Source organism: Pseudarthrobacter sp. TE9888, assembly GCF_056279345.1.
Map to the genome: position 1 here is coordinate 172,698 of NZ_JBWBRD010000002.1, position 26,384 is coordinate 199,081.

37 protein-coding genes are annotated in these 26,384 nt (G+C 62.7%); 4 read left to right on the top strand and 33 right to left on the bottom strand.

Going from position 1 to position 26,384, the window contains the following annotated elements:
* Nucleotides 1-14: 14 nt before the first annotated feature.
* From rplQ to ACZ9J7_RS01315, 7 genes are all read right to left on the bottom strand, one after another.
* Nucleotides 15-587: a 50S ribosomal protein L17 gene (gene rplQ / locus ACZ9J7_RS01285; RefSeq protein ID WP_275179642.1), complete on the bottom strand. Its 573-nt coding sequence runs from the start codon at nt 585-587 to the stop codon at nt 15-17.
* 68 nt (nt 588-655) lie between these two features.
* Complete coding sequence (locus ACZ9J7_RS01290; RefSeq protein WP_013601812.1) at nt 656-1,666, bottom strand: DNA-directed RNA polymerase subunit alpha; 1,011 nt, start codon at nt 1,664-1,666, stop codon at nt 656-658.
* 130 nt (nt 1,667-1,796) lie between these two features.
* Complete coding sequence (gene rpsK, locus ACZ9J7_RS01295) at nt 1,797-2,198, bottom strand: 30S ribosomal protein S11 (RefSeq protein ID WP_018760435.1); 402 nt, start codon at nt 2,196-2,198, stop codon at nt 1,797-1,799.
* 54 nt (nt 2,199-2,252) lie between these two features.
* Nucleotides 2,253-2,627, bottom strand: a complete 375-nt coding sequence (gene rpsM, locus ACZ9J7_RS01300; RefSeq protein WP_003803743.1) for a 30S ribosomal protein S13 — start codon at nt 2,625-2,627, stop codon at nt 2,253-2,255.
* Nucleotides 2,628-2,811: 184 nt separating this feature from the next.
* Nucleotides 2,812-2,925 (bottom strand): 50S ribosomal protein L36, encoded by a 114-nt coding sequence (gene rpmJ / locus ACZ9J7_RS01305; protein ID WP_009358722.1) that lies wholly within the window; start codon nt 2,923-2,925, stop codon nt 2,812-2,814.
* Between the two features lie 71 nt (nt 2,926-2,996).
* Nucleotides 2,997-3,218: a translation initiation factor IF-1 gene (gene infA / locus ACZ9J7_RS01310; protein WP_009358723.1), complete on the bottom strand. Its 222-nt coding sequence runs from the start codon at nt 3,216-3,218 to the stop codon at nt 2,997-2,999.
* Between the two features lie 171 nt (nt 3,219-3,389).
* Nucleotides 3,390-4,445, bottom strand: coding sequence for a P1 family peptidase (locus tag ACZ9J7_RS01315; RefSeq protein WP_476206391.1), 1,056 nt, complete (start codon nt 4,443-4,445; stop codon nt 3,390-3,392).
* Nucleotides 4,446-4,660: 215 nt separating this feature from the next.
* Here ACZ9J7_RS01315 and ACZ9J7_RS01320 point away from each other — a divergent pair, with 215 nt between their 5' ends.
* From ACZ9J7_RS01320 to ACZ9J7_RS01330, 3 genes are all read left to right on the top strand, one after another.
* The gene (locus ACZ9J7_RS01320; protein WP_476206393.1) at nt 4,661-5,620 is read left to right on the top strand and encodes a carbohydrate ABC transporter permease; all 960 of its coding nucleotides are present in this window, start codon (nt 4,661-4,663) and stop codon (nt 5,618-5,620) included.
* A complete protein-coding gene (locus tag ACZ9J7_RS01325; RefSeq protein ID WP_476206395.1) occupies nt 5,617-6,537 on the top strand; it encodes a carbohydrate ABC transporter permease in 921 nt (306 codons plus the stop codon). Before ACZ9J7_RS01320 ends, ACZ9J7_RS01325 begins: the two co-directional genes overlap by 4 nt.
* 76 nt (nt 6,538-6,613) lie before the next feature.
* Entirely contained in the window at nt 6,614-7,963 is a 1,350-nt protein-coding gene (locus ACZ9J7_RS01330; RefSeq protein ID WP_476206397.1) for an ABC transporter substrate-binding protein, read from the top strand.
* 106 nt (nt 7,964-8,069) lie between these two features.
* On the opposite strand, the gene map is transcribed toward ACZ9J7_RS01330, so the two are convergent.
* The 23 genes from map to rpsJ form a co-directional block, all read right to left on the bottom strand.
* Nucleotides 8,070-8,897 (bottom strand): type I methionyl aminopeptidase, encoded by an 828-nt coding sequence (map, locus tag ACZ9J7_RS01335; protein WP_476206399.1) that lies wholly within the window; start codon nt 8,895-8,897, stop codon nt 8,070-8,072.
* A gap of 73 nt (nt 8,898-8,970) precedes the next feature.
* On the bottom strand, nt 8,971-9,540 hold the full coding sequence (locus ACZ9J7_RS01340; RefSeq protein ID WP_387558946.1) for an adenylate kinase: 570 nt from the start codon (nt 9,538-9,540) through the stop codon (nt 8,971-8,973).
* 5 nt (nt 9,541-9,545) lie between these two features.
* On the bottom strand, nt 9,546-10,856 hold the full coding sequence (gene secY, locus ACZ9J7_RS01345; protein ID WP_476206401.1) for a preprotein translocase subunit SecY: 1,311 nt from the start codon (nt 10,854-10,856) through the stop codon (nt 9,546-9,548).
* Nucleotides 10,857-11,066: 210 nt separating this feature from the next.
* On the bottom strand, nt 11,067-11,552 hold the full coding sequence (rplO, locus tag ACZ9J7_RS01350) for a 50S ribosomal protein L15 (RefSeq protein ID WP_013601817.1): 486 nt from the start codon (nt 11,550-11,552) through the stop codon (nt 11,067-11,069).
* Nucleotides 11,553-11,759 (bottom strand): 50S ribosomal protein L30, encoded by a 207-nt coding sequence (gene rpmD, locus ACZ9J7_RS01355; protein ID WP_018760444.1) that lies wholly within the window; start codon nt 11,757-11,759, stop codon nt 11,553-11,555. It lies immediately after the preceding gene.
* Between the two features lie 2 nt (nt 11,760-11,761).
* Complete coding sequence (gene rpsE, locus ACZ9J7_RS01360; RefSeq protein WP_255172842.1) at nt 11,762-12,478, bottom strand: 30S ribosomal protein S5; 717 nt, start codon at nt 12,476-12,478, stop codon at nt 11,762-11,764.
* Nucleotides 12,475-12,858, bottom strand: a complete 384-nt coding sequence (gene rplR, locus ACZ9J7_RS01365) for a 50S ribosomal protein L18 (RefSeq protein WP_159631366.1) — start codon at nt 12,856-12,858, stop codon at nt 12,475-12,477. The genes rpsE and rplR overlap by 4 nt, the downstream gene beginning before the upstream one ends.
* A gap of 2 nt (nt 12,859-12,860) precedes the next feature.
* Nucleotides 12,861-13,397 carry a 50S ribosomal protein L6 gene (gene rplF, locus ACZ9J7_RS01370; protein WP_141159770.1) on the bottom strand — a complete coding sequence of 179 codons (537 nt, stop codon included), beginning with the start codon at nt 13,395-13,397 and terminating at the stop codon, nt 12,861-12,863.
* A gap of 18 nt (nt 13,398-13,415) precedes the next feature.
* Nucleotides 13,416-13,814, bottom strand: coding sequence for a 30S ribosomal protein S8 (gene rpsH, locus ACZ9J7_RS01375; RefSeq protein ID WP_015937843.1), 399 nt, complete (start codon nt 13,812-13,814; stop codon nt 13,416-13,418).
* Between the two features lie 82 nt (nt 13,815-13,896).
* Entirely contained in the window at nt 13,897-14,478 is a 582-nt protein-coding gene (rplE, locus tag ACZ9J7_RS01380) for a 50S ribosomal protein L5 (protein WP_018769138.1), read from the bottom strand.
* Complete coding sequence (gene rplX / locus ACZ9J7_RS01385) at nt 14,478-14,840, bottom strand: 50S ribosomal protein L24 (RefSeq protein WP_015937845.1); 363 nt, start codon at nt 14,838-14,840, stop codon at nt 14,478-14,480. The genes rplE and rplX overlap by 1 nt, the downstream gene beginning before the upstream one ends.
* A 3-nt stretch (nt 14,841-14,843) precedes the next feature.
* Nucleotides 14,844-15,212 (bottom strand): 50S ribosomal protein L14, encoded by a 369-nt coding sequence (gene rplN / locus ACZ9J7_RS01390; protein ID WP_003803789.1) that lies wholly within the window; start codon nt 15,210-15,212, stop codon nt 14,844-14,846.
* A gap of 948 nt (nt 15,213-16,160) precedes the next feature.
* Nucleotides 16,161-16,466, bottom strand: a complete 306-nt coding sequence (gene rpsQ / locus ACZ9J7_RS01395) for a 30S ribosomal protein S17 (RefSeq protein ID WP_387557553.1) — start codon at nt 16,464-16,466, stop codon at nt 16,161-16,163.
* Nucleotides 16,463-16,792 (bottom strand): 50S ribosomal protein L29, encoded by a 330-nt coding sequence (gene rpmC / locus ACZ9J7_RS01400; RefSeq protein WP_387557555.1) that lies wholly within the window; start codon nt 16,790-16,792, stop codon nt 16,463-16,465. The genes rpsQ and rpmC overlap by 4 nt, the downstream gene beginning before the upstream one ends.
* A gap of 2 nt (nt 16,793-16,794) precedes the next feature.
* Nucleotides 16,795-17,211 carry a 50S ribosomal protein L16 gene (gene rplP, locus ACZ9J7_RS01405; protein ID WP_056737809.1) on the bottom strand — a complete coding sequence of 139 codons (417 nt, stop codon included), beginning with the start codon at nt 17,209-17,211 and terminating at the stop codon, nt 16,795-16,797.
* Nucleotides 17,212-18,042 (bottom strand): 30S ribosomal protein S3, encoded by an 831-nt coding sequence (gene rpsC, locus ACZ9J7_RS01410; protein WP_043454600.1) that lies wholly within the window; start codon nt 18,040-18,042, stop codon nt 17,212-17,214.
* Nucleotides 18,043-18,408, bottom strand: coding sequence for a 50S ribosomal protein L22 (rplV, locus tag ACZ9J7_RS01415; protein ID WP_009358304.1), 366 nt, complete (start codon nt 18,406-18,408; stop codon nt 18,043-18,045).
* A 38-nt stretch (nt 18,409-18,446) separates the two neighbouring features.
* A complete protein-coding gene (rpsS, locus tag ACZ9J7_RS01420; protein WP_003803803.1) occupies nt 18,447-18,728 on the bottom strand; it encodes a 30S ribosomal protein S19 in 282 nt (93 codons plus the stop codon).
* Nucleotides 18,729-18,740: 12 nt separating this feature from the next.
* Nucleotides 18,741-19,580 carry a 50S ribosomal protein L2 gene (gene rplB / locus ACZ9J7_RS01425; RefSeq protein WP_141159767.1) on the bottom strand — a complete coding sequence of 280 codons (840 nt, stop codon included), beginning with the start codon at nt 19,578-19,580 and terminating at the stop codon, nt 18,741-18,743.
* Nucleotides 19,581-19,609: 29 nt separating this feature from the next.
* The gene (rplW, locus tag ACZ9J7_RS01430) at nt 19,610-19,915 is read right to left on the bottom strand and encodes a 50S ribosomal protein L23 (protein ID WP_011692807.1); all 306 of its coding nucleotides are present in this window, start codon (nt 19,913-19,915) and stop codon (nt 19,610-19,612) included.
* Entirely contained in the window at nt 19,912-20,532 is a 621-nt protein-coding gene (rplD, locus tag ACZ9J7_RS01435) for a 50S ribosomal protein L4 (protein WP_141159766.1), read from the bottom strand. Before rplD ends, rplW begins: the two co-directional genes overlap by 4 nt.
* A 4-nt stretch (nt 20,533-20,536) precedes the next feature.
* On the bottom strand, nt 20,537-21,187 hold the full coding sequence (gene rplC / locus ACZ9J7_RS01440) for a 50S ribosomal protein L3 (RefSeq protein WP_307425018.1): 651 nt from the start codon (nt 21,185-21,187) through the stop codon (nt 20,537-20,539).
* Between the two features lie 17 nt (nt 21,188-21,204).
* Nucleotides 21,205-21,513 carry a 30S ribosomal protein S10 gene (gene rpsJ, locus ACZ9J7_RS01445; protein ID WP_003803825.1) on the bottom strand — a complete coding sequence of 103 codons (309 nt, stop codon included), beginning with the start codon at nt 21,511-21,513 and terminating at the stop codon, nt 21,205-21,207.
* Between the two features lie 396 nt (nt 21,514-21,909).
* Between rpsJ and ACZ9J7_RS01450 the strand changes: the two genes are divergently transcribed.
* Nucleotides 21,910-23,361, top strand: a complete 1,452-nt coding sequence (locus ACZ9J7_RS01450; RefSeq protein ID WP_476206413.1) for a GH1 family beta-glucosidase — start codon at nt 21,910-21,912, stop codon at nt 23,359-23,361.
* A gap of 4 nt (nt 23,362-23,365) precedes the next feature.
* Here ACZ9J7_RS01450 and ACZ9J7_RS01455 read toward each other — a convergent pair whose 3' ends face one another.
* From ACZ9J7_RS01455 to tuf, 3 genes are all read right to left on the bottom strand, one after another.
* A complete protein-coding gene (locus tag ACZ9J7_RS01455) occupies nt 23,366-24,616 on the bottom strand; it encodes an Nramp family divalent metal transporter (RefSeq protein ID WP_476206415.1) in 1,251 nt (416 codons plus the stop codon).
* 105 nt (nt 24,617-24,721) lie between these two features.
* Nucleotides 24,722-24,850 (bottom strand): hypothetical protein, encoded by a 129-nt coding sequence (locus ACZ9J7_RS01460; protein WP_476206417.1) that lies wholly within the window; start codon nt 24,848-24,850, stop codon nt 24,722-24,724.
* Nucleotides 24,851-24,951: 101 nt separating this feature from the next.
* On the bottom strand, nt 24,952-26,142 hold the full coding sequence (gene tuf / locus ACZ9J7_RS01465) for an elongation factor Tu (protein ID WP_141159762.1): 1,191 nt from the start codon (nt 26,140-26,142) through the stop codon (nt 24,952-24,954).
* Nucleotides 26,143-26,384 lie beyond the last annotated feature (242 nt).

The window sequence follows — 26,384 nt, forward strand, 5'->3', positions numbered from 1 at the left end:
AGTGAATCAGCGAATTACTTCGCGTCCTTCTCTTCAGCAGCCGGAGCCTCGGCAGCTTCCTCAGCGGCCGGAGCCTCTTCGGTTGCAGCTTCTTCGGCAGCAGGTGCCTCTTCGGTTGCAGCAGCTTCCTCAGCGGCCGGAGCCTCTTCAGCGGGAGCTTCCTCGGCGGCCGGAGCAGCCTTGGCAGCAGCCTGGGTAGCCTCGGCTACGACGGCCTGCTTCGCGGAAACCGGCTCGAGGACCAGTTCGATGACAGCCATGGGAGCGTTGTCGCCCTTGCGGTTGCCGATCTTGGTGATGCGGGTGTAGCCGCCGTCGCGGTTCTCCACAGCCTGGGCGATATCGGTGAACAGCTCGTGGACGACGCCCTTGTTGCTGATCAGGCCGAGCACGCGGCGGCGGGAAGCGAGGTCGCCACGCTTGGCGAAGGTCACCAGTCGCTCTGCGTACGGCTTCAGGCGCTTGGCCTTGGTCACCGTGGTGGTGATCCGCTTGTGCTCGAACAGGGATGAGGCCAGGTTCGCGAGCATGAGACGCTCGTGAGCCGGGCCGCCGCCGAGGCGCGGACCCTTAGTGGGGGTAGGCATAATTGTTTCTCCTCATGTGGAAGCCGTGGGCGGCACACCATGGTGCTGCCCGCCGGCCAAGGTCTGGTTTAGAGTTCGTCGTCGCCGAAGGCGGCGTCGTCCTCTTCGATTGCTGCGGCGCGTGCTGCGAGGTCAAAACCGGGAGGCGAGTCCTTGAGGGACAGGCCCAGTTCAACCAGCTTTGCCTTGACCTCGTCAATGGACTTGGCACCGAAGTTGCGGATGTCCATCAGGTCAGCCTCGGAGCGGGCAACGAGTTCACCCACGGTGTGGATGCCCTCACGCTTGAGGCAGTTGTAGGAACGGACGGTGAGGTCCAGATCCTCGATCGGCAGTGCCATGTCGGCTGCCAGGGCAGCGTCGGTGGGCGACGGGCCGATCTCGATACCTTCAGCTGCGGTGTTCAGCTCACGGGCCAGACCGAACAGTTCCACCAGGGTGGTGCCTGCGGAAGCAACGGCATCGCGCGGGGCGATGGCCTGCTTGGTCTCGACGTCAACAATCAGCTTGTCGAAGTCGGTGCGCTGCTCAACACGGGTTGCTTCCACGCGGAAAGTAACCTTCAGCACCGGCGAGTAGATGGAGTCGACCGGGATACGGCCGATCTCTGCGTCGCCGGACTTGTTCTGAGCTGCCGAAACGTAGCCGCGGCCGCGCTCGATGGTCAGTTCGAGTTCGAACTTGCCCTTCGAGTTCAGCGTGGCAATGTGCAGATCCGGGTTGTGGAATTCGACGCCGGCCGGCGGAGCGATGTCCGCGGCGGTGACGACTCCGGGGCCCTGCTTGCGCAGGTAAGCCACGACAGGCTCGTCGTGCTCGGAGGAAACCGAGAGGCTCTTGATGTTAAGGATGATCTCGGTGACATCTTCCTTGACACCCGGAACCGTGGTGAACTCGTGCAGCACACCATCGATCCGGATGCTGGTTACGGCAGCACCGGGGATGGAGGAGAGCAGGGTACGGCGGAGGGAGTTTCCGAGGGTGTAGCCGAAGCCCGGTTCCAGCGGTTCAATGATGAAACGCGAACGGTTTTCGGAGACGACCTCTTCGGAGAGGGTGGGGCGCTGTGCAATGAGCACTTAGGTTTCCTTTCGGCGAGCATCCGCTATATGACGCAACACAGGTGGTGGAAATTCGGTCTGAAGACTTAACGCGCTGGGCTTGCCCGGACCATCGCTGGTCCGGGCAAGCTCCTGCTGCGGAAAAGAATTAGACGCGGCGGCGCTTCGGCGGGCGGCAGCCGTTGTGCGCTGCGGGGGTGACGTCCTGGATGGAGCCAACCTCGAGGCCTGCGGCCTGCAGCGAACGGATGGCGGTCTCGCGTCCGGAACCCGGTCCCTTGACGAAAACGTCTACCTTGCGCATGCCGTGCTCCTGCGCACGCTTGGCAGCGGCTTCGGCAGCCATCTGGGCAGCGAACGGGGTGGACTTGCGCGAGCCCTTGAAGCCAACCTCACCGGAGGAAGCCCAGGAAATAACAGCGCCGCTCGGATCCGTGATGGAAACGATGGTGTTGTTAAAGGTGCTCTTGATGTGCGCCTGGCCAAGCGCGATATTCTTCTTGTCCTTCTTACGCGGCTTGCGAACCGCGCCACGAGTCTTCGGGGGCATTTTTTCTCCTACAGAAAGTTATTGGGGAAAGTCCGTAAATCCCGGGCGGGAATTTTAACGGGCCTTCTTCTTGCCGGCGACGGTACGCTTCGGGCCCTTGCGGGTACGTGCGTTGGTCTTCGTACGCTGACCGCGTACGGGCAGGCCCTTGCGGTGGCGCAGGCCTTCGTAGCTGCCGATCTCAACCTTGCGGCGGATATCTGCTGCTACTTCGCGGCGAAGGTCACCCTCAACCTTGTAGTTGCCTTCAATGTAGTCACGCAGCTCAACCAGCTGGGCATCAGTCAGGTCCTTGACGCGGACGTCAGCGCTGATGCCAGTGGCAGCCAGGGTTTCGTGTGCACGGGTCTTGCCCACGCCGTAGATGTAAGTAAGCGCAATTTCCAGCCGCTTTTCGCGGGGAATGTCTACGCCAGCGAGACGAGCCATAGTGGCAGTACTCCTTGATAAACCGGAGGTCGTAGGCAGTACACCCGCACGTTCCGTGCGGCCCCAGCCTCCGACCGGGGGTTAGCTGTCCGGACTCTTTCGAGCTCAATGTTCCAGATCAGCTTGTGCTGCCTTTATTTACTTGCGTGGGTTAGCAACCCAGGATTTCCTTCAGGGAAGGAAATTAGCCCTGGCGCTGCTTGTGGCGCGGGTTCTCGCAGATCACCATGACCCGGCCATTACGGCGGATCACTTTGCACTTTTCGCAGATCTGCTTGACGCTCGGCTTGACCTTCATGGCATTCCTTTGCGTGTAGCAGTTTGGTCAACTGGAGCAACGGTCAGCTTGCACTGCCGCCGCCCAGCAATTTACTTGTAGCGGTAGACGATACGACCACGGGTGAGGTCGTACGGGCTCAGCTCCACCACTACGCGGTCCTCAGGGAGGATTCGGATGTAGTGCTGACGCATCTTTCCAGAGATGTGTGCTAGAACGATGTGCTTGTTGGTGAGCTCAACGCGAAACATCGCGTTAGGCAGCGCCTCGGTCACAACGCCTTCGATCTCAATGACCCCGTCCTTCTTGGCCATACCCTCCGCTAACTGTTGTTGCCGCAGCCCCGCCGGATAGCACCGGGCATGACCACGAACGTTTTTGTTGGATCGATTGCCGTCTCCAGGCCCAAAAGGGCGTGGCAGTCCAGACAACCAACAAGCAACACTACCCTGTTGGCCGGTAAAAGTTAAATCGGCCATAGTAGCCTACGCGGTGCGGTACGCACCATATTCACCGGCCGGGGTGCTGACGGGATCAGCTGCGGCCACCCCGTCGAGGATGGCCAAACGGACGACGTCGGCTGCCGCGGTTTGGAGCGTGATGAGGCTGACCTGCCGGGCAGCTTCGTCGGAGCGGTCGAGTGCCACAGCACCGGTTGCCAGGCAGAAAACAGTATCCCCGTCAGCCAGGGTGTGGCTTGGATTCAAGGCCCGGGCAATCCCGGCATGGGATGCAGAGGCAGTCCTTTTGCACTCAGCCACGTCGAGGACGGCGTTGGTAGCCACGACGACAAGAGTGGTGTTGAGGGGCTCGCCGTGGCTGGCTTCCGGCCCACCAGCCGAAGCCCTCGGCGTGCTCGCTCGTTCCTCCCCACCGGCCCCCTCGCCTCGCAAGCTCGGCGTGGGAACCCCGCCGTCGTGGCCCCTGCTTAGACGCACGCTGCCGGGCTCCGCCAGCTGGGCCGTCGTGCCAAACGGGAGACCGAGTGCGTTGACTATGGCCAGCGCGCCGACTACCACCCCGTTGTCCAGCGTGATGGAGGCCGTGCCTACGCCGCCCTTGAACTGTCCCCTGCCGATGAGTGCGCCGGCGCCGGCCCCCACGTTGCCGCGGCCGACGTCGTGCCCTTCCTTTTGTGCCGCAGCGGCGGCCGTTGCCGCGTAGCCCATCTCCGGCGTCGGCCGTGCGGAGAAGCTGCCGCCCCTGCCCAGGTCGAAGATGGCGGCGGCCGGGACGATGGGCACCACTCCCCCGGGGACGGAAAAACCCCGCCCGTTTTCCTCGCACCAGCGCTGGGCGCCGGCGGCGGACGCCAGGCCATAGGCACTGCCGCCGGTGAGGACGACGGCATCCACGGTGCGGACCAGGGTGGTGGGGTCAAGCGCATCCGTTTCGTGCGTGGCCGGGCCGCCCCCCTGGACGTCCACCGAGCCCACCGTGCCCGGAGGTGGCAGGACCACCGTCACTCCGGTCAGCCAGCCGTCGGCCTCCCTCTCAAAGTGGCCCACCCGGACGCCCGGGACATCGCTAAGGGTTCCCATGCCCCTATTCTCCCCTCTGCAGGCGCGCCCCTGCCGCATCGGCAAACTTTATGCGAGACTGCAATCAACACAGCGTTAACGGGCGACGAAGCCTTGGATAACAGTCCTCCCACAAGGGCATATGCGGGTTTCAGCCCCCTGACGGTCTGGTGTAGTAGTCCCTAGATCCAGCCAGGGCCCGCCACAAGCAGGCTCCCAACCCGGGAGAGACACGCATGACCCGTCAACTCGCCCCGCATCCCTCCGCCAAACCAGGCAGGCCACCGGGGCGCTCAGCGAAAGTTCCACGACGGCGATGGACAGCACGCAGCCGCCGCGACTTCCTGGTTTTCCTCGCCATGGCGCTGCCCAACCTCGTGTTGATCGCCGTCTTCACGTACCGGCCGCTGTTCAGCAACATGTACTACTCCACGCTGGACTGGACGCTGGGTTCCCCCTCGGCCACCGTGGTGGGCCTGGGCAACTACGTCACCTTCTTCACCAGTAGCGACGCCCCGAAAGTCCTGGGCACCACGGCAGTGTTCACCCTGGTCACCGTGGGCGGGTCGATGATCCTGGGACTGCTGGTGGCCCTGGCCCTGAACGCCAGGGTCCGCGGCACCACGTTCGCCCGGTCCGCGGTCTTTGCCCCCTACGTCCTCTCCGGCGTCGGCGTGGGCCTGGTGTGGCTGTTCATTTTCGATCCCGGCTACGGCGTCCTCGCCTGGCTGCTCCGCGGCATCGGCCAGCAGAGCCCGCAGTGGATCAACGATCCCCAGCTGTCCCTGGTCATGGTGATCCTGGTGTACGTCTGGAAAAACCTGGGCTACTGCGCGGTGGTGTACCTCGCCGGGCTGCAGTCCCTGCCCCAGGAAGTCATGGAAGCGGCGTCCCTCGACGGCGCCAATGGGTTCCGGCGCTTTGTCAGCATCTCGCTGCCGCTGCTGTCCCCCACCACATTCTTCCTCCTGATCACCACCATGCTCAGCTCGCTGCAGGCCTTCGACCTCATCAGGATCATGACGCCGCTGGGCACCGGCACCAGCACCCTGATCTACGAGGCATACCTCCAGGCCTTCGGCGCCTACAACAGGGCCGGCTACTCGGCGGCCATCTCGGTGGTCCTGTTTGCCATCCTGCTGGTGATCACCGTGCTCCAACTGCGGTTCGTGGAACGAAAGGTTCATTACTCGTGACGTCCCTCTCACCGGTGAGCCCGGACCCAACCGCCCCCGCCGTCTCCGCTCCGGATCCCGGCCTCCGCCGCGACCGGCCGTTCTCCCGCCGGAACCTGGTCCAGACCGTGGTGGGCGGCTACCTGCCCCTGGTCATAGCCACTTTGGTGGTGTTCCTGCCCCTGCTGTGGATGGTGCTGAGCTCCTTCAAGCAGTCCGGCGAGATTGTCACCACGGACCTGAAGATCCTCCCGGAAAGCCTGAACCTGGAGAACTACCGGACTGCCATGACCACGGTTCCGTTCGGGCAGTTCTTCCTGAACAGCACCATCGTCACGTTGGCAGGGGCCACCATCAAGGTGCTGTTGGCAATCCTGACGGCGTACGCCCTGGTCTTTGTCCGCTTCCCGTTCCGGAACTTCATCTTCCTGCTGATCCTGGTGGCCCTCATGGTGCCCCCGCAGGTGTCCATCCTGCCCAACTTCATCCTCATAGCGGGGATCGGCGGCAAGAACACGCTGTGGGGCATCATCCTCCCCGGCCTGGGCACCGCGTTCGGCACCTTCCTGCTGCGCCAACACTTCCGGACCCTCCCGGCCTCGATCCTGGAATCGGCGGAGATGGACGGCGCTGGCCACTGGCGCCGGCTCTGGCAGATCGTGGTCCCCGTGTCCGTTCCTTCCATCGCCACGGTGGCGCTGGTAACCATCGTGACCGAATGGAATGACTACATCTGGCCACTCATCATCACGGACCGGCCGGAAACCATGACCCTGCCGGTGGGCCTGACCCTGCTGCAGAACAACGAAAGCAACGCTGCGGGCTGGGGCGTGCTGATGGCCGGCGCTGTCCTTGTCATCGTTCCCATCCTGATCGTCTTTGCGGCTCTGCAGCGCTACATCGTTGCTGGCCTCACCCAGGGCAGCGTGACCGGCTAAGCCGCCGGCCGCCGTCGTACTTTCCAACCTTTTAGTACTCCAACCCTTCCGCAGGCAACAACCGAAAGGAACTGTCATGACACTTCACCTGGACCGGAGGCACTTCCTGGGCCTGGCAGGGGTCACCGCCTCTGCCGCTGCCCTGGCCGCATGCGGTGGACCCTCGACAACCGGCGGTGGCCAATCCACATCCCAGGCAGCCGACATCGACTTCAGCGGCGTGAAGCCGGCGGCAAAGATCGACTTCTGGTCCAGCCACCCCGGCCAGTCACAGGACGTTGAGAAGAGCCTGATCGAGAAGTTCCAGGCCAAGAACCCGGGCATCACCGTCAACCTGGTCACCGCAGGGGCCAATTACGAGGAAATTGCCCAGAAGTTCCAGACCGCGCAGGCCGCCAAGTCCGGCCTCCCCGGCGTGGTTGTCCTCTCCGACGTGTGGTGGTTCCGGTACTACACCAACGGCAGCATCATTCCCGTTGACAGCCTCACCAAGCAGCTGAACATGAAGATGGACGACTTCCAGCAGTCGCTGATCAACGACTACAAGTACGACGGGAAGCAGTGGGCCCTCCCCTACGGCCGGTCCACTCCGCTGTTCTACTACAACAAGGACCACTTCGCCGCGGCCGGGCTGCCGGACCGTGCACCCAAGACCTGGCAGGAATTCGCTGAGTGGGCCCCCAAGCTGAAGGCAAGCTCCGGCGCCCAGTACGCCTACATCTACCCCGCGCTTGCCGGCTACGCGGGCTGGACGCTGCAGAACATGCTCTGGGGCTGGGGCGGTGGCTGGTCCAAGGATTGGGACATCACCTGCGACTCCAGTGACTCCGTGGCCGCTTTGCAGTGGGCCCAGGACTCGATCTACAAGGACAAGTGGGCAGGCGTCTCCTCCAAGGAAGCGGCGGACGACTTCTCCGCCGGACTGACCTCGACCACCATTTCCTCCACCGGTTCGCTGCTGGGAATCCTGAAATCGGCAAAGTTCAACGTTGGCGTTGGCTTCCTGCCCGGCGGCCCGAAAGCGGAGACCAACGTCTGCCCCACGGGCGGCGCAGGCCTGGGCATCCCGAGCGGCATCACCAAGGAGGAACAGCTCGCGGCCGGCATGTTCCTGGACTTCGTCACGCAGCCGGAGAGCACCGCTGAGTTCTCCGCCGCCACCGGGTACATGCCCACCCGCAAGTCAGCTGACATGACGGCGGTCCTGGCCAAGACACCGCAGATCAAGACGGCCATGGACCAGCTCGCGGTGACCAAGGTGCAGGACAACGCCAGGGTGTTCCTGCCGGGCGCCGACCAGGAAATGGCGAAGTCCGCCGCGAAGATCCTCACGCAGCAGGGAGACGTCAAGTCCACCATGACGGACCTGAAGACCACGCTGCAGGGCATCTACGACAAGGACGTCAAGCCGAAGCTGAAGTCCTAGCGGTTTCTGACCCGTAAAAGCGCTGGCGATACGCAAAATCCCTGTCGACCCTATTTTTTGGGGGTCGACAGGGATTTTCTGCGTCGCAGGCAGATGTGCGTGTCCCTTACGGGATGGGTACCGGGGTGACGCCGAGGGGCACCAGCTGCTCCGCACCGCCGTCGGGCGCTGAAAGCACCCAGATGCCCTTCTCATGTACCGCCACCGAGTGCTCCCACTGGCAGGAGCGCTTGCCGTCCGTGGTCACAACGGTCCAGTCGTCCTCCAGGACGGCGGTGTCAATGCTGCCCCGGACCAGCATGGGCTCAATGGCAAGGCACAGCCCCGGCTTGATCTTGGGGCCTCGGTGGCTGGTCCGGTAGTTCAGGACGTCCGGGGCCATGTGCATCTCGGAGCCGATGCCGTGCCCCACGTAATCCTCCAGGATGCCCAGCGGCTTGCCGGGAACCGAGGAGACGTAGTCGTCGATGGCGGCACCGATGTCACCCACATGCGACCCGCTGGCCAGGGCAGCGATCCCATGCCACATCGCGGCCTGGGTCACGTCGGAGAGCCGCTGGTCCTCCGGATCCGCCGTTCCCACGATCACCGTGCGTGCGGAATCCGAGTGCCAGCCGTTGACAATCGCGCCGCCGTCGATGGAGATGATGTCGCCGTCCTGCAGTACGCGGCTGCCGGGAATCCCGTGCACCACTTCCTCGTTCACGGACGTGCAGATGGTGGCCGGGAAGCCGTGGTAGCCCAGGAAGTTGGACTTGGCACCTGCCTCGTTGAGGACGGCGGCGAAGACATCGTCAAGGTGCTTCGTGGTGACCCCCGGCACCGCGGCGGCAACGGCGGCATCCAAGGCACGGCTGAGGACCAGGCCGGCTTCGTGCATGGTGCACATTTGGGCGTTGTTCTTGAATTCGATGCGGGGCTGGCCGAAGGCCATGATGTGTCCTTTCAAATGGCTGAGGCTCCTCCCGGATGCCGGGAGGAGCCTCGATGAAACCGGGCGCCTTGGGTCAGGCTGCCTGAGCGGCCTTGATGGCCTGCATCACGCGGTTGGTGACTTCGTCGATGGGACCGATCCCGTCAACCTTGGTGAGGATGCCGCGGTCTGCGTACTTCGCCACCACAGCTTCGGTCTGCTCGTGGTACAGGTCCAGGCGGTGGCGGATGACGGCTTCGTTGTCGTCGCTCCGGCCCGTCTCCTTGGCACGGCCCAGGAGGCGGTGTACCAGTTCTTCGTCGTCGGCAGTCAGCTGCAGGACCACGTCGAGCTTCTCGTCGCCGTCGGCGAGGATCTCGTCAAGGTAGTCAACCTGCGCGGTGGTGCGCGGGTAGCCATCCAGCAGGAAGCCGTTTTCGACGTCGGACTCGTTCAGCCGGTCGCGGACCATCTTGTTGGTCACGCTGTCCGGAACGAAGTCGCCGTTGTCCATGTACTTCTTGGCCTCGAGGCCCAAGGGGGTTTCACCCTTCACGTTGGCCCGGAAGATGTCGCCGGTGGAGATGGCCACAACGCCGAGGCGTTCTGAAATCCGCTCCGCCTGCGTTCCTTTTCCGGAACCGGGAGGTCCAATAATCAGCATTCTCGTCATCGCAAAAGCCCTTCGTAGTGACGTTGTTGTAGCTGCGCATCAATCTGCTTTACGGTCTCCAAGCCAACGCCCACCATGATCAGGATCGAGGTGCCACCGAACGGGAAGTTCTGGTTTGCGTTGATCAGCACGAGCGCCACCAGCGGAATCAGTGCCACGAAGCCCAGGTAGAGGGCGCCGGGCAGCGTGATCCGTGAGAGCACGTACTGCAGGTAATCAGCGGTCGGCCTGCCGGCGCGGATACCTGGAATGAAGCCGCCGTACTTCTTCATATTGTCTGAGACTTCTTCAGGGTTGAAGGTAATCGCGACATAGAAGTAGGTGAAGAACACGATCAGGAGGAAATAAACCGCCATGTAGATCGGGTGGTCTCCGCGGGTGAGGTTGTTGTTGATCCACTCAACCCACGGTTGCATGGACTCGCCGTTCCGGGGCTGGTTGAACTGCGCGATCAGCCCGGGAATGTAGAGCATGGAAGAAGCGAAAATCACCGGAATGACACCGGCCATGTTCACTTTGATGGGAATGTAGGTGCTGGTGCCGCCCACGGTGCGCCGCCCGATCATCCGCTTGGCGTACTGCACAGGAATGCGCCGCTGTGACTGCTCGACGAAAACCACCAGGGCGACGGTCAAGAGGCCGACGGCCAGCACCAGGAAGAAGGTCCCCGGTCCCTGCGAAGTCCAGATGGCTCCCAGCGAAGTGGGGAACTGGGCCGCGATGGAGGTGAAGATGAGCAGCGACATGCCGTTGCCCACGCCCTTCTCCGTGACGAGCTCGCCCATCCACATGATCAGGCCGGTACCGGCCGTGAGTGTGATGATGATCAGGATGGTGGTGATGATGCTGGTGTCGGGGATCACCGGCAGCTGGCAGCCGGGAAGCAGCTGCCCGGAGCGGGCCAGGGACACCAGGGTGGTGGCGTTGAGCAGGCCCAGCGCGATGGTGAGGTAGCGGGTGTACTGGGTCAGCTTGGACTGTCCCGACGCACCTTCATCGTAGAGCTCCTGGAACCGGGGAATGACCACCCGGAGCAGCTGCACGATGATGCTGGCCGTGATGTAAGGCATGATGCCCAGGGCGAAGATGGACACCTGGAGCAACGCGCCGCCGCTGAAGAGGTTAACGAGCTGGTACAGCCCGCCGGCAGTCTGACCGTTGTGCAAGCATTGCTGGACATTCTGGTAGTTCACACCTGGCGAGGGAATGAAAGCACCCAAGCGGAAGATGGTGATGATTGCCAGCGTGAACAACAACTTGCGTCGCAGATCAGGCGTGCGAAAGGCCCGGCCAAATGCGCTAAGCAAGCGTCCTCCTGTGGTGTCAATAAGGGTGGGGTGAAGGAATTTGATAAATCCCGACATCCGAGTCTAACGGTTCAATGCGCTGCGCGAACAATCCGGCCCGGCGTGCATGCGCCGGATGGCAGGGATTGTTCGCCCGGCGGATATGGAAAACTCCCGGCATCCGGGGCCAAAGCCCTCGGATACCGGGAGTTCAACAGCTGGCGCCGTCCCTTACAGGGCGGTGGTGCTTCCGCCTGCTGCAGCAATCTTTTCAGCGGCGCTGGCCGAGAATGCGTGGGCGGTGACGTCAACCTTGACGGTGATGTCGCCGGTGCCCAGCACCTTGACGGGCTGGTTCTTGCGAACGGCACCCTTTTCGACCAGGTTCTCCACGGTGACTGCGCCACCTTCCGGGAACAGCTCGTTGAGCTTGTCCAGGTTTACTACCTGGAACTCAACCCGGAACGGGTTCTTGAAGCCACGCAGCTTCGGCAGGCGCATGTGCAGCGGCAGCTGGCCGCCGGCAAAGCCAGCCTTCACCTGGTAGCGGGCAGCCGTACCCTTGGTACCACGGCCGGCAGTCTTACCCTTGGATGCCTCACCACGACCAACACGGGTCTTGGCGGTCTTGGCACCCGGTGCGGGACGCAGGTGGTGAACCTTCAGGGCGTTCTGCTTCTCAGCAGCCTGCGCCTTGTCAGCAGTGTTCTCTGCCATTTACTTCGCCTCCTCTACCTTTACCAGGTGCGGAACCGTGTTGATCATTCCGACGGTCACGGCGTCGGCGGTGCGGACAACGGTGTGTCCGATCCGCTTCAGGCCGAGGGACCGCAGGGTGTCGCGCTGGTTCTGCTTGCCGCCAATGGCGGACTTGATCTGAGTGATTTCCAACTGAGCGTCCGAGGGGACCAGGTTCTTAGCCAAGACTAAACACCTGCCTTCGGAGCCAGGAGGGCCTTCACCAACGCTGCCGGAGCGATCTCGTCCAGCGGCAGGCCGCGGCGTGCTGCCACTGCTGCCGGCTCTTCGAGGCGCTTCAGGGCATCAACGGTCGCGTGAACGATGTTGATGGCGTTGGAGGAACCGAGCGACTTGGAGAGGATGTCGTGGATGCCCACGCACTCCAGTACTGCACGGACTGGACCACCGGCGATAACACCGGTACCGGCGGAAGCCGGACGCAGCATTACGACGCCGGCAGCGGCTTCACCCTGAACGCGGTGCGGGATGGTGTTGCCAACGCGGGGAACGCGGAAGAAGGACTTCTTGGCCTCTTCAACGCCCTTGGCGATAGCAGCGGGAACTTCCTTGGCCTTGCCGTAGCCCACGCCGACCATGCCGTTACCGTCACCAACGACGACCAGTGCGGTGAAGCTGAAGCGACGACCACCCTTGACCACCTTGGAAACGCGGTTGATGGTGACCACGCGCTCTACGAACTGGTTCTTTTCGGCTTCACGGCCACCGTCGCGGCCGCCACGGCCACCGCGGTCGCCGCGGCCCTGGCCACGGTCGCCACGCTCGCCGCGACGGGCGCCACCACGGCGGTCGTCGGCAGCGGGGGCAGTGGTCTCAGCAGCTGCGGCTTCGGGGGCCTTCTGATCTGCAGACACAGTGTCCTTTTCCTTGTTTGCTTCGGTCACAGTGACAGCCCACCTTCGCGTGCACCGTCAGCGACGGCGGCAATCCGGCCGTGGTACTTGTTACCACCACGGTCGAACACAACAGCCTCGACGCCGGCAGCCTTGGCACGTTCGGCAACGAGCTCGCCAACGCGCTTGGCCTTGGCAGTCTTGTCACCGTCGAATGCACGAAGGTCGGCTTCCAGGGTGGACGCGCTTGCTACGGTCTGGCCAATGGTGTCGTCGACAACCTGGACAAATACGTGGCGTGCGGAGCGGTTGACCACCAGGCGGGGGCGGACAGCCGTACCGGAAATGCGCTTGCGGATACGAAGCTGGCGGCGGCTGCGGCCAGCAGCCTTGCTCTTGTTCGTACGCTTCTTGTTAATGGAGATGGCCATGGTTACTTACCAGCCTTTCCGACCTTGCGGCGGATGACTTCGCCGGCGTAACGGATGCCCTTGCCCTTGTACGGGTCAGGCTTCCGCAGCTTGCGAATGTTGGCAGCAACCTCGCCGACCTGCTGCTTGTTGATACCTGAGACAGAGAGCTTGGTCGGTCCCTCTACTGCAAAGGTGATGCCGGCCGGAGCCGAAACGTTGACCGGGTGGCTGTAGCCCAGAGCGAACTCAAGGTCAGATCCCTTGGCCTGAACGCGGTAACCGGTACCGACGATTTCAAGCTTCTTCTCGTAGCCTGCGGTGACGCCCTGGATCATGTTGGCGATCAGGGTGCGGGTCAGGCCGTGGAGCGAACGGGAGGCGCGCTCGTCGTTCGGGCGGCTGACGGTCAGGGTGTTGTCATCCAGGGCAACCTCGATGGGGCTGGCCACAGTGTGGGTCAGCTCCCCCTTGGAACCCTTGACGCTGACGACAGAGCCGTCAACCTTGACCTCAACGCCGGCAGGAACGGTGATGGGGAGACGTCCAATACGTGACATTATTCTCTTCCTTTCCCGTTACCAGACGTACGCGAGGACTTCGCCGCCCACGCCCTTCTTGCCGGCCTGCTTGTCAGTCAGGAGGCCGGAAGAGGTGGACAGGATAGCGATACCCAGGCCACCGAGCACGTGCGGGAGGTTGGTGGACTTCGCGTAAACGCGGAGGCCCGGCTTGGAGATGCGGCGTACACCGGCGATGGAACGCTCGCGGTTCGGACCGAACTTGAGGTCCAGGGTCAGCTTCTTGCCAACCTCGGCGTCCTCTTCCTTCCAGCCGGCGATGAAACCTTCGGCCTTGAGGATGTCGGCAACGCGTGCCTTGAGCTTGCTGTAAGGCATAGACACGGAGTCGTGGTATGCCGAGTTTGCGTTACGCAGGCGCGTAAGCATATCTGCGACAGGATCTGTCATTGTCATGTGGGCTCATGCCCTTCCTCATAACGGTTTCCGCCGTTCCATTCCCTGGGGAGCGGAGCGGCCGGACCTTTTACGTAGTTAATTAAGCTTCGGTTTTGAACGGGAAACCAAGCGCCTTGAGCAGCGCGCGGCCTTCGTCATCGGTCTTGGCAGTGGTGACAACCGTGATGTCCATACCGCGGACGCGGTCGATCTTGTCCTGGTCGATTTCGTGGAACATAACCTGCTCGGTCAGACCGAAGGTGTAGTTGCCGTTGCCATCGAACTGCTTGCCGCTCAGGCCGCGGAAGTCGCGGATACGGGGCAGTGCCAGGGTGACCAGGCGGTCCACGAATTCCCACATGCGGTCGCCACGCAGGGTTGCGTGTGCACCGATGGGCATGCCTTCGCGCAGCTTGAACTGTGCGATCGACTTGCGGGCCTTGGTAACCTGCGGCTTCTGGCCGGTGATCTGGGTGAGGTCGCGGACAGCGCCGTCGATCAGCTTGGAGTCCTTGGCGGCATCTCCAACACCCATGTTCACAACAACCTTCACCAGGCGGGGTACCTGGTTCACGTTCTCGTACTTGAATTCATCCTGGAGCGTTGCCTTGATGGATTCGGCGTACTTGGTCTTCAGACGAGGAACGATCTTCGTTGCCGGAGTCTCGAGAGTCTCAGTCATTAGATGTCCTTCCCGGAGCTCTTGGACACGCGGATACGGACGGTCTTCTTGACACCGTTCTTCTCCACAGTGTCGAGGCGGAAGCCCACGCGGGTCGGCTTCTTGGTCGACGGGTCAACCAGGGCCACGTTTGAAATGTGGATCGGGGCCTCTACGACCTCGATGCCGCCAGTCTTGGTGCCGCGCTGCGACTGTCCAACACGGGTGTGCTTGGTGACGCGGTTGATACCCTCAACCAGCACGCGGTTGGTGTCGGTGAAGACGCGCAGAACCTTGCCCTGCTTGCCGCGGTCGCCGCCACGCTCAGCCTTGGCGCCAGTGATGACCTGAACCAGGTCACCCTTCTTGATCTTTGCAGCCATGGACTAGAGCACCTCCGGAGCCAGAGAAACGATCTTCATGAACTTCTTGTCACGCAGTTCACGACCAACCGGACCGAAGATACGGGTACCGCGGGGGTCACCGTCGTTCTTCAGGATCACAGCTGCGTTCTCGTCAAACTTGATGTAGGAACCATCCGCACGGCGGCGTTCCTTCTTGGTACGGACGATGACGGCCTTGACCACATCGCCCTTCTTTACGTTGCCGCCCGGGATTGCATCCTTGACGGTGGCGACGATGACGTCACCGATGCCTGCGTAGCGACGGCCGGATCCACCGAGAACGCGAATGGTAAGGATTTCCTTAGCACCCGTGTTGTCGGCGACCTTGAGTCGCGACTCCTGCTGAATCACTATTTACTCCTTGCGTCGCGCCGGTTCTCAGGCCGTGGTCTTGCTACGGAATGAGCCTTGCGGAACGGTTGATCGGGGTGTCTCTTGACCTGCCTGGATTTTGCCAGACCAGGCCTAAACGCCCGTGCCAGAAGCAGTTGCTCCCACCCGGTCCGGGAGAAATCCCGGGCGCACAGGGGCACTATGCTGTGGCACGCTTGTTTACGAGGTTGATGATGGCGCACGAAAGGCGCCATACAAACTCAATATCCTAGCACGTTTTCCGCTGGTCCCCATATCACCACCGTCGCCTGCCCCGCAAGACGGACGACGGCGTCACCCACGCCAGCCTTCCGGCCCACCCAGGTGCCATGCCACGACGCGCCATCACCTCCCGCAAGAATATGGCCCACGCCCCATCAGCAACTGCCATCCTTCCGCAGCACGTGATGGCGCGTTCGCGAAAAAGGGGTAGGAGATGATGGGGCGTCGCAGAAAAGCCGGCGGGAAGTGATGGGGCGTCCGGGTGGGGCGGACGACGGCGGCACGCACGGCAGCCTTCCGGCCCACCCAGGTGCCACTCCCCCGCCAATCCTGGTCCCGCCGTCGTCCGCTGTCCTCAACGCGCCATCACCTCCCGCATGAATGTTGCCGACGCCCCATCACCTAACGCAGGAAATTTCCCAACGCCCGTTCAGAATCCACCATCCTTCCGCAGCACGTGATGGTGCGTTCGCGAAAAAGGGGCAGGAGATGATGGGGCGTCGCAGAAAAGCCGGCGGGAAGTGATGGGGCGTCCGGGTGGGGCGGACGACGGCCTTCCGGCCCACCCGGGTGCCACTCCCCCGCCAACCCGGGCGCCGGCGTCGTGCGCTGGGCCGGAACCCTGCCAGGAGTAGGGCCTGGGGTTAAACGAGGAAGCCCCCGCTCCCGGAAAGGGAGCGGAGGCTTCCAGCAAAGCAGCAGGTGCTACTTGGCCTTTTCGAGGATTTCCACGAGCCGCCAGTTCTTGGTTGCGGACAGCGGACGGGTCTCGGCGATGACTACGAGGTCGCCAACACCTGCGGTGTTCGCTTCGTCGTGTGCCTTGACCTTGGACGTACGGCGGATGACCTTGCCGTACAGTGCGTGCTTCACGCGGTCCTCAACCTCGACAACGATGGTCTTTTCCATCTTGTCGGAGACCACGTAGCCGCGAAGGGTCTTGCGGTAACCTCGCTGCCCAGCCTTGGCTTCGGTAGCAGTTTCGGTCACGTTCTGGTCCTTTTCACTCACTTGGCGTCCTCCTCGGTCTCAGCCTTTTCAGCCTTGTCGGCCTTCTTGGTTGCAGCCTTCTTGGACTTCTTCTCTTCCTTGGCTTCCACAACCGGTGCGGCAACCTCGGCACGAATGCCCAGCTCGCGTTCGCGGAGAACGGTGTAGATGCGTGCAATGTCCTTCTTTACTGCACGCAGGCGGCCGTGGTTCTCCAGCTGTCCGGTGGCGGACTGGAAACGCAGGTTGAACAGCTCTTCCTTGGCCTTGCGGAGTTCTTCAACGAGACGCTCGTTGTCGAAACCGTCCAGCTGTGCGGGAGCCAGATCCTTGGATCCTACTGCCATTTCTATTCACCACCCTCGCGACGCACAATGCGTGCCTTCAACGGCAGCTTGTGGATTGCCAGGCGCAGTGCCTCGCGAGCTACCTCTTCATTGACACCGGAGAGTTCGAAGAGAACCCGGCCCGGCTTTACGTTTGAAACCCACCATTCCGGCGAACCCTTACCGGAACCCATACGGGTTTCGGCAGGCTTCTTGGTCAGGGGGCGGTCCGGGTAGATGTTGATCCAGACCTTGCCGCCACGTTTGATGTGGCGGGTCATCGCGATACGGGCAGATTCGATCTGGCGGTTGGTGACGTATGCCGGGCTCAGCGCCTGGATACCCCACTCGCCGAACGAGACCTCGGTGCCGCCCGTGGCAGCGCCGGAACGACCCGGGTGGTGCTGCTTACGGTGCTTTACTCGACGTGGGATAAGCATTTAAGCCTGTCCTCCTTCTGCAGCAGCAGGTGCTGCTTCAACTGCCGGTGCTTCGGCAGCAGGAGCTGCGTCAGCGGCCGGACGGTCGTTGCGACGGCGGCGGTCACCACGGTCAGCGCCACCCGGACGGCCGGGACGCTCGCCACGGCCACCGCGGGACGGGGCAGCAGCGGCCTGTGCGGCCAGTTCCTTGGCGGTGACGTCACCCTTGTAGATCCAGACCTTCACGCCGATGCGGCCGAAGGTGGTCTTGGCTTCGTAGAAGCCGTAGTCGATGTTCGCGCGGAGGGTGTGCAGGGGCACACGGCCTTCGCGGTAGAACTCCGAGCGGGACATTTCAGCGCCACCCAGGCGGCCCGAGCAGGCGATACGGATGCCCTTGGCACCTGCACGCTGTGCGGACTGCATGGCCTTCTTCATCGCACGGCGGAATGCCACGCGGGAAGTCAGCTGCTCTGCAACGCCCTGGGCCACGAGCTGGGCTTCCATTTCGGGGTTCTTGACCTCGAGAATGTTCAGCTGGACCTGCTTGCCGGTGAGCTTTTCGAGCTCGCCGCGGATGCGGTCTGCTTCTGCTCCACGGCGGCCGATGACGATACCCGGGCGGGCCGTGTGGATGTCCACGCGGACACGGTCACGGGTGCGCTCGATCTCGACCTTGGCGATGCCGGCGCGCTCCATGCCCGTGGACATGAGCTGGCGGATGCGGATGTCTTCGCGAACGAAGTCCTTGTACCGCTGGCCGGCCTTGGTGCTGTCAGCGAACCAGTGCGATACGTGATCGGTGGTGATGCCGAGTCGGAACCCGTGCGGGTTTACTTTCTGTCCCACTTAGCGAGCCTCCTCTTTCTCCGGGGTAGCGACTACCACGGTGATGTGGCTGGTGCGCTTCTTGATCTGAAATGCACGACCCTGGGCACGCGGCTGGAACCGCTTCATGGTCGGGCCTTCATCAACAAACGCTTCGCTGATGATGAGGTCGCCTTCGTCAAACGCCACGCCGTCGCGGTCCGCGAGGACCCGGGCGTTGGAGATTGCTGACTGAACTACCTTGAATACCGGCTCCGAAGCTGCCTGCGGGGCAAACTTCAGAATTGCCAGAGCCTCATTCGCTTGCAATCCACGAACAAGGTTGACGACGCGCCGGGCCTTCATAGGCGTTACGCGGATGTGGCGCGCAATTGCCTTGGCTTCCATTGCTTTCCTTCTCTCGTCTTTGACGTAAACGCAGGCGCCTAGCGGCGCTTGCCCTTACGGTCGTCCTTGACATGGCCGCGGAATGTCCGCGTGGGAGCGAATTCGCCGAGCTTGTGCCCGACCATCGACTCAGTGACAAACACCGGGATGTGCTTGCGTCCGTCGTGTACGGCGATCGTGTGTCCGAGCATGTCGGGGATGATCATCGAACGGCGGGACCAGGTCTTGATGACGTTCTTGGTGCCCTTTTCGTTTTCCCTGGCTACCTTCACAAAGAGGTGCTGGTCAACGAAAGGACCTTTTTTCAGGCTGCGTGGCATGTTTCCAGGCTCCTATCGCTTGTTCTTGCCAGTACGACGGCGACGCACAATAAGCTTGTCGCTCTCTTTGTTGGGGCGGCGGGTGCGGCCTTCCCGCTTACCGTTCGGGTTGACGGGGTTACGTCCACCGGACGTCTTACCCTCACCACCACCGTGCGGGTGGTCAACCGGGTTCATGGCGACACCACGGACGGTCGGGCGAACGCCCTTCCACCGCATACGGCCGGCCTTGCCCCAGTTGATGTTCGACTGCTCGGCGTTGCCGACCTCGCCGACGGTTGCGCGGCAGCGCACGTCAACGTTGCGGATTTCGCCGGAAGGCAGACGCAGCTGGGCGAAGCGGCCTTCCTTGGCAACAAGCTGGATGGATGCGCCGGCGGAGCGGCCCATCTTGGCGCCGCCACCCGGGCGCAGTTCAACTGCGTGAATGACAGTACCCACCGGGATGTTGAGCAGCGGCAGGTTGTTACCGGGCTTGATGTCAGCACCGGCACCTGCCTCAACGACGTCACCCTGGGCGAGCTTGTTGGGGGCGATGATGTAACGCTTGGTGCCATCAACGTAGTGCAGGAGGGCGATGCGAGCCGTGCGGTTCGGATCGTACTCGATTTCGGCAACGCGGGCGTTGACGCCGTCCTTGTCGTGGCGACGGAAGTCGATCAGACGGTACTGGCGCTTGTGTCCGCCACCCTTGTGACGGGTGGTGATCTTACCGGAGTTGTTACGGCCGCCCTTTTTGGGCAGCGGACGTACCAACGACTTTTCCGGCGTCGACCGCGTAATTTCGGTGAAGTCCGCTACGCTCGAGCCACGACGGCCCGGGGTAGTCGGCTTGTACTTACGGATTCCCATAATTTATTTCCTCGTTAAAGTGGTCTCCGCTACGCGAGCGGACCGCCGAAGATGTCGATGGTGCCTTCTTTGAGGGTGACAATCGCACGCTTGGTGTTCTTGCGGGTACCCCATCCGAATTTGGTGCGCTTGCGCTTACCGGCACGGTTGATGGTGTTGATCGATTCGACCTTGACGGAGAAGATCTTCTCCACGGCCAGCTTGATCTCGGTCTTGTTCGAACGGGGGTCCACCAGGAAGGTGTACTTGCCCTCGTCGATCAGGCCGTAGCTCTTTTCCGACACGACGGGTGCAAGCACGACGTCGCGGGGATCCTTGATGGTGGCTGCACTCACTTGGCATCCTCCTCGTTCTTAGCTGCCTTGGCGGCAACGAATGCGTCGTAGGCAGCCTTGGTGAAGACAACGTCATCGGAGACGAGAACGTCGTAGGTGTTCAGCTGGTCTGCGTACAGAACGTGAACGCCGGCGAGGTTGCGCACGGACAGTGCGGCAACGTCGTTATCGCGCTCGATGACGACCAGCAGGTTCTTGCGGTCGGAAACACCGCGGAGCGTTGCAAGTGCGGTCTTGGCGGACGGCTTGGTGCCTTCTACCAGTTCTGCGACAACGTGGATGCGACCGTTGCGGGCCCGGTCAGAGAGTGCGCCGCGCAGTGCAGCAGCAATCATCTTCTTGGGGGTGCGCTGGCTGTAGTCACGCGGGGTGGGACCGTGGACGATGCCACCGCCGGTCATGTGGGGAGCACGGATGGAACCCTGACGGGCGCGGCCGGTGCCCTTCTGCTTGAACGGCTTGCGTCCTGCACCGGAAACTTCAGCGCGGGTCTTGGTCTTGTGGGTTCCCTGGCGGGCAGCAGCGAGCTGGGCAACGACGACCTGGTGCAGCAGCGGCACGTTGGTCTGAACGTCGAAGATCTCTGCAGGCAGGTCAACCTGGACAGTGTTAGCCATTGAACTAGGCTCCCTTCACGGCGGTACGTACGAAGACGACCTGGCCGCGGGCGCCGGGGACGGCACCCTTGATCAGGAGCAGCGACTTCTCGACGTCAACCGCGTGGACCGTGAGGTTCAGCGTGGTGTGACGAACGGCGCCCATGCGGCCGGCCATTTTCATGCCCTTGAAGACGCGGCTCGGGGTGGATGCGCCACCGATTGAACCGGGCTTACGGTGGTTCTTGTGGGCACCGTGGGAAGCTCCAACGCCGTGGAAGCCGTGACGCTTCATAACACCGGCGAAGCCCTTACCCTTGGTGGTCCCGACGACGTCGATCTTCTGGCCGGCTTCGAAGAGCTCTACGGAGAGCTCCTGGCCCAGCTCGTACTCGGCAGCATCTGCGGTACGAAGTTCGACGACGTGGCGGCGAGGCGTGACGCCTGCCTTTTCAAAGTGACCAGCCAGCGGCTTGGTGACCTTGCGGGGATCGATCTGGCCGTAGCCGATCTGAACGGCGACGTAGCCATCAACTTCTGCGTTGCGCAGCTGGGTGATGACGTTCGAGTCTGCCTGGACCACAGTGACGGGGATGAGCTTGTTGTTCTCGTCCCAGACCTGGGTCATGCCGAGCTTCGTGCCCAGCAGGCCCTTTACGTTACGGGTTGCGGTCATAGTCTCTCAGCACCTCCCTACAGCTTGATTTCGATGTTCACGTCAGCCGGCAGGTCGAGACGCATGAGCGAGTCAACAGCCTTCGGCGTGGGATCGATGATGTCGATAAGACGCTTGTGCGTGCGCATTTCAAAGTGCTCGCGGCTGTCCTTGTACTTGTGCGGAGAGCGGATAACGCAGTAAACGTTCTTCTCCGTAGGCAGCGGCACGGGGCCAACTACCGTTGCGCCTGCGCGCGTGACCGTCTCAACGATCTTCCGTGCTGAAACGTCAATGACCTCGTGGTCGTATGACTTCAGCCGGATGCGGATTTTTTGTCCCGCCATGTCGCCTGACTCTCTTTCAGTCTGTGCTTCCCCGGTTTAGGGCTGCCCTGTTCACTTACTCGTTGTATGGCTGCCGAAGCATTTGAGGTCGTAACCACCATCCGCCGCACAAACTGAATCCGGATAAATCCGGGTTCCTCACCTTGCCGGCGTAACCGACCCCCGCGGTCGGGCGTGTCGCGCTGGGCGCGCATATGAATCCGCAGTTCCTTGGGGGTGGGTTATGTTTGGTCTTCAGCTTGGACCCTGCACCCGGCATTATCCGGATCGGGACACGAAGAAGCGCTTGAACAACTCATCTAGTATGCCGGAAAAGCCCGGCAGATGCGAATTGGCCTCCAACCCGTCCCCTGAGGTGCCATTGCAGTGGCATGAAACCGGCTGGATGATAGGTGCATGACCCTGGAAGGCACTGAATCGGTGACGGAACTGGCTGGGCGCGTGCCGCCGTCGTTCACCCTGGGCGTCGCCGCCGCGGCGTTCCAGATCGAAGGCGCGCTGACGACAGGAGGCCGTGGGCCCTCGGGGTGGGACGCCTTCGCGGAGAAACCCGGCGCCATCCTGGACGGCCACTCCCCCGCAGTGGCGTGCGACCACTACAACCGGCTGCCGGAAGATGTTGGACTGCTCAAGGAGCTGGGCGTTGACTCCTACCGGTTCTCCCTCTCCTGGCCACGCATCCAGCCTGACGGCCAGGGCAAGTTCAATGCTGAGGGCCTGGACTTTTACGACCGCCTGATCGACCAGCTCCTTGAGGCCGGCATCTACCCCATGGCCACCCTGTACCACTGGGACACCCCCCTGCCGCTGGAACACCGCGGCGGCTGGCTGAACCGGGAAACCGCTGAAAGGTTCGGCGAGTACGCGCGCGCCGCCGGTGAGCGGTTTGGCGACCGCGTTGACCAGTGGGTGACACTCAATGAGCCCGTATCGGTGACCCTCAATGGATACGCACTGGGAGTCCACGCGCCGGGACGCCGCCTGATGTTCGACGCCCTCCCCGCCATCCACCACCAACTCCTGGCGCATGGACTTGGCGTGCAGGCGCTGCGGGCAGCCGGCGTAGCGGGCGGCATCGGCCTGACCAACCTGCACTCCCCCGTCAGGCCTGCGTCCCGGAAGATCGGCGACCGGCTGGTGGCGCATCTGTACGACCTGCTGATGAACAGGCTCTACGCCGATCCAGTCCTGCTGGGGCGCTACCCGTCCCTGCCCTTGTATGCAAGGCCGTGGCTGCGCTCCATCGGCAGGATTTCCGATGCCGACCTCAAGACCATCCACCAGCCGCTGGACTTCTACGGCCTCAACTACTACTTCCCGGTCAAAGTGGCCCTGGGGCCCGGCATCACCCCCGCCCCTGCAGACATGCACCAAGAACTGGCGAAGCTGCCGTTCCACGAGGCAGGTTACCCGGAGTACGGCAGCACCGGCTTCGGCTGGCCCGTGGCGCCCGAGCATCTGGGTGTCCTGCTGCAGGAAATGCGGGACCGGTACGGGCAGTCCCTCCCGCCGGTGTACATCACCGAAGGCGGCGCAAGCTTCCCGGAACCGGACCGCGTTTCGGAGACCCTCGAGGACACGGACCGGGTGGAGTACCTCGCATCCCACCTGGGGGCAGCCCTCGAGGCCACCTCTCCCGGCGGCGTTGCCGAAGGCGTGGACCTGCGGGGCTACTACGTGTGGACGCTGATGGACAACTTCGAGTGGGCCGCCGGATACTCGCAGCGCTTTGGTCTGGTGCACGTGGACTTCGACTCGCTGGAGCGGACGCCCAAGCGTTCCTTTTACTGGTACCAGGCGTTGTCCCGGGCCCGGGGTAGCCGGCAGGACCCGCCGGGCCGTCCCTGAAGGATCACTGGCGGCCCAGCAGCGTCAGGACGATCAACACGCAGTTCAGGCCCACGATCAGCGTGGCACTGGTCCAGCCTGCGATCCGGAGCGCTGCCGAGTCCGCATGGATGCCCATCACCTTTCGGCTCCCGGTGAGGCGGATCAGCGGGATGAGCGCGAACGGGATACCGAAACTCAGGAGGACCTGGCTGAGGACCAGGGCCAGGGTGGGTTCAATGCCGGCCCCCAGGACCAGCAGCGCCGGAATCAGGGTGACAGTGCGCCGGACCAGCAGCGGAATCCGCACTTTCAACAGGCCGCCCATGATCGTCGCGCCTGCGTAGCACCCTACCGAGGTGGACGCCAGGCCGGAGGCAAGGAGACCCAGGGCAAACACGACGCCGATAATCGGCCCCAGTGCCGACGTCACGGCCGCGTGCGCCCCGGCGATGGTGTCCGTCCCCTCCACCCCGCGGAGGCTCGTGGCGGCCAGCAGCAGCATGGCAATATTGACGATGCCGGCCAGCAGCAGCGCCCCGGCGACGTCCACCCGGGTGGCCCTGATCAGGCGCGTCCTGATCGCGGGATCTTCGGAGAAGCCGTGACGGTCCCGGGCCAGGGCTGAGTGCAGGTAGATCGCGTGCGGCATGACGGTGGCCCCGAGCATGCTGGCGGCGAGCAGGACGGTGTCGGTGCCCTCGAACCGTGGCACGAGGCCGGCGAGGGCCCCGCCCGCGTCCGGCGGGGCAACGAAGAGCCCTGACACGAAGCCGACGGCGATCACGCCCAGCAGGGTCAGGATGGCGAGTTCGAAGGACTTCTGGCTCCGGTGCGACTGAAGTCCCAGCAGCAGCATGGACGCCACCCCAATGATCACTCCGCCCGAGAGCAGCGGAAGGCCGAACAGCAGGTTGAGGGCAACCGCTCCGCCAATGACCTCTGCCATGTCCGTAGCACCCGCAACGATTTCCGCCTGCACCCAATAGGCACGCCGCTGCCGGGTTCCCAGTCGCTTGCCGAGGATCTCCGGCAGGCTCATGCCGGTGGCAAGGCCAAGTTTGGCGGATTGGTACTGGATCAGCACGGCCATGGCATTCGCAACTACCAGCACCCAGACAAGCAGGTAACCGAAATTTGCCCCGGCCGTCAGGTTCGCTGCAACGTTCCCGGGATCAACATACGCAATGGCCGCCACGAAGGCCGGGCCGAGCAGCAGGAGGCGCGACCAGCCCTTGGTGGAAGCGGAGTCAGCCGCCAAAGTTGAAACAGCCATCACATGTCCTCGTCGTTGGGGCGTCAATACGACGAGGATACCGCGAATTTAGGCATACCGAAAAGTAGGACTAAGGCCTACCTGTAACTTTTGCGTCTGCCGGCACTACTGGTTCTTGTTTGCCCTGTTGATCCGCTTTGCCCGGTCAATTTCGTGCCGGAAGTTCCGCTTGACCCAGAACACCCCCGCCACCACAACGGCGACCGCGATGACCAGGAAGATAAGCCAGCCCATGATGGCCTCCTTTCAGTGCTGCAACAGTATCAGGGGGCCGTTAACGAAAAAGGACAGCCCCGCTGCTTTTGCAGCGGGGCTGTCCTTCAGTTCAGCAAGTACTACTTGATGATCTTGGTAACGCGTCCCGAACCAACGGTGCGGCCGCCTTCGCGGATAGCGAAGCCAAGGCCCTCTTCCATGGCGATGGGCTGGATGAGCGCAACGGTCATCTCAGTGTTGTCGCCAGGCATAACCATTTCCGTGCCCTCGGGCAGGGTGATAACGCCGGTTACGTCCGTGGTACGGAAGTAGAACTGCGGGCGGTAGTTGGAGTAGAACGGGTTGTGACGTCCACCTTCGTCCTTGGAGAGGATGTAGACGTTGGCCTCGAAGTCGGTGTGCGGGGTGATGGAACCCGGCTTGACGACAACCTGGCCACGCTCGACATCGTCGCGCTTCAGACCGCGGAGCAGGAGGCCACAGTTCTCGCCGGCCCATGCTTCGTCGAGCTGCTTGTGGAACATCTCGATACCGGTAACCGTGGTCTTCTGGACCGGGCGGATGCCGACGATCTCGACCTCGGAGTTGATGGCGAGGGTTCCACGCTCGGCGCGGCCCGTAACAACGGTGCCACGACCGGTGATGGTGAAGACGTCTTCGATCGGCATCAGGAACGGCTTGTCGCGGTCACGTACGGGGTCCGGAACGGACTCGTCGACAGCAGCCATCAGGTCCTCAACGGACTTGACCCACTCGGGGTCGCCTTCCAGTGCCTTCAGGCCTGAAACGCGGACAACCGGAGCGTTGTCGCCATCGAAGCCCTGCGAGCTCAGGAGCTCACGAACTTCCATTTCGACCAGGTCGAGCAGTTCTTCGTCGTCGACCATGTCAGCCTTGTTCAGGGCGACCAGCAGGTAGGGAACACCAACCTGGCGGGCCAGCAGAACGTGCTCGCGGGTCTGAGCCATCGGGCCGTCGGTAGCGGCAACCACGAGGATTGCGCCGTCCATCTGGGCAGCACCGGTGATCATGTTCTTGATGTAGTCAGCGTGGCCGGGGGCGTCAACGTGTGCGTAGTGACGCTTCTCGGTCTGGTACTCCACGTGGGAGATGTTGATGGTAATACCGCGCTGACGCTCTTCGGGTGCAGAGTCGATCGACGCGAAGTCACGCTTCTCGTTGAGATCCGGGTACTTGTCGTACAGCACCTTGGAAATGGCGGCCGTCAGCGTCGTCTTACCGTGGTCAACGTGACCAATGGTGCCGATGTTGACGTGCGGCTTAGTCCGCTCGAACTTTGCCTTTGCCACAGGTTCCTCCTAGAACGTTTTCAAATAGCTTGCCCTCCAGCCGCGCTTATCGCGGTAGAACTCAGGCAAGTCTACTTGGGGGGCTTTGGATTGGTGAAATTGCAGATTCAGGAACTAATACTAATCCCCTGAGCCTGTTCGTGCAGGGGCCGGAACCAGCCGGACGAATCCGGCTGGCCGGCCGCCTGCACCGGCCGCACTGTCCAAGGGCGGACAGCGCAACCGAGGTTTTCGCTGCGAGA

Coding starts and splice junctions, on each gene's coding strand:
- rplQ (WP_275179642.1), bottom strand. CDS start 587: ATGCCTACCCCCACTAAGGGTCCGCGCCTCGGCGGCGGCCCGGCTCAC.
- rpsK (WP_018760435.1), bottom strand. CDS start 2,198: ATGCCCCCGAAGACTCGTGGCGCGGTTCGCAAGCCGCGTAAGAAGGAC.
- rpsM (WP_003803743.1), bottom strand. CDS start 2,627: ATGGCTCGTCTCGCTGGCGTAGACATTCCCCGCGAAAAGCGGCTGGAA.
- rpmJ (WP_009358722.1), bottom strand. CDS start 2,925: ATGAAGGTCAAGCCGAGCGTCAAGCAGATCTGCGAAAAGTGCAAAGTG.
- infA (WP_009358723.1), bottom strand. CDS start 3,218: ATGGCCAAGAAGGACGGGGTCATTGAGATCGAAGGCGTTGTGACCGAG.
- ACZ9J7_RS01315 (WP_476206391.1), bottom strand. CDS start 4,445: ATGGGAACCCTTAGCGATGTCCCGGGCGTCCGGGTGGGCCACTTTGAG.
- ACZ9J7_RS01320 (WP_476206393.1), top strand. CDS start 4,661: ATGACCCGTCAACTCGCCCCGCATCCCTCCGCCAAACCAGGCAGGCCA.
- ACZ9J7_RS01330 (WP_476206397.1), top strand. CDS start 6,614: ATGACACTTCACCTGGACCGGAGGCACTTCCTGGGCCTGGCAGGGGTC.
- map (WP_476206399.1), bottom strand. CDS start 8,897: ATGGCCTTCGGCCAGCCCCGCATCGAATTCAAGAACAACGCCCAAATG.
- ACZ9J7_RS01340 (WP_387558946.1), bottom strand. CDS start 9,540: ATGCTGATTATTGGACCTCCCGGTTCCGGAAAAGGAACGCAGGCGGAG.
- rplO (WP_013601817.1), bottom strand. CDS start 11,552: ATGGCAGAGAACACTGCTGACAAGGCGCAGGCTGCTGAGAAGCAGAAC.
- rplR (WP_159631366.1), bottom strand. CDS start 12,858: ATGGCCATCTCCATTAACAAGAAGCGTACGAACAAGAGCAAGGCTGCT.
- rplF (WP_141159770.1), bottom strand. CDS start 13,397: ATGTCACGTATTGGACGTCTCCCCATCACCGTTCCTGCCGGCGTTGAG.
- rpsH (WP_015937843.1), bottom strand. CDS start 13,814: ATGACAATGACAGATCCTGTCGCAGATATGCTTACGCGCCTGCGTAAC.
- rplE (WP_018769138.1), bottom strand. CDS start 14,478: ATGACTGAGACTCTCGAGACTCCGGCAACGAAGATCGTTCCTCGTCTG.
- rplX (WP_015937845.1), bottom strand. CDS start 14,840: ATGGCTGCAAAGATCAAGAAGGGTGACCTGGTTCAGGTCATCACTGGC.
- rpmC (WP_387557555.1), bottom strand. CDS start 16,792: ATGGCAGTAGGATCCAAGGATCTGGCTCCCGCACAGCTGGACGGTTTC.
- rplP (WP_056737809.1), bottom strand. CDS start 17,211: ATGCTTATCCCACGTCGAGTAAAGCACCGTAAGCAGCACCACCCGGGT.
- rplV (WP_009358304.1), bottom strand. CDS start 18,408: ATGGAAGCCAAGGCAATTGCGCGCCACATCCGCGTAACGCCTATGAAG.
- rpsS (WP_003803803.1), bottom strand. CDS start 18,728: ATGCCACGCAGCCTGAAAAAAGGTCCTTTCGTTGACCAGCACCTCTTT.
- rplB (WP_141159767.1), bottom strand. CDS start 19,580: ATGGGAATCCGTAAGTACAAGCCGACTACCCCGGGCCGTCGTGGCTCG.
- rplD (WP_141159766.1), bottom strand. CDS start 20,532: ATGGCTAACACTGTCCAGGTTGACCTGCCTGCAGAGATCTTCGACGTT.
- rplC (WP_307425018.1), bottom strand. CDS start 21,187: ATGACCGCAACCCGTAACGTAAAGGGCCTGCTGGGCACGAAGCTCGGC.
- rpsJ (WP_003803825.1), bottom strand. CDS start 21,513: ATGGCGGGACAAAAAATCCGCATCCGGCTGAAGTCATACGACCACGAG.
- ACZ9J7_RS01450 (WP_476206413.1), top strand. CDS start 21,910: ATGACCCTGGAAGGCACTGAATCGGTGACGGAACTGGCTGGGCGCGTG.
- ACZ9J7_RS01455 (WP_476206415.1), bottom strand. CDS start 24,616: ATGGCTGTTTCAACTTTGGCGGCTGACTCCGCTTCCACCAAGGGCTGG.
- ACZ9J7_RS01460 (WP_476206417.1), bottom strand. CDS start 24,850: ATGGGCTGGCTTATCTTCCTGGTCATCGCGGTCGCCGTTGTGGTGGCG.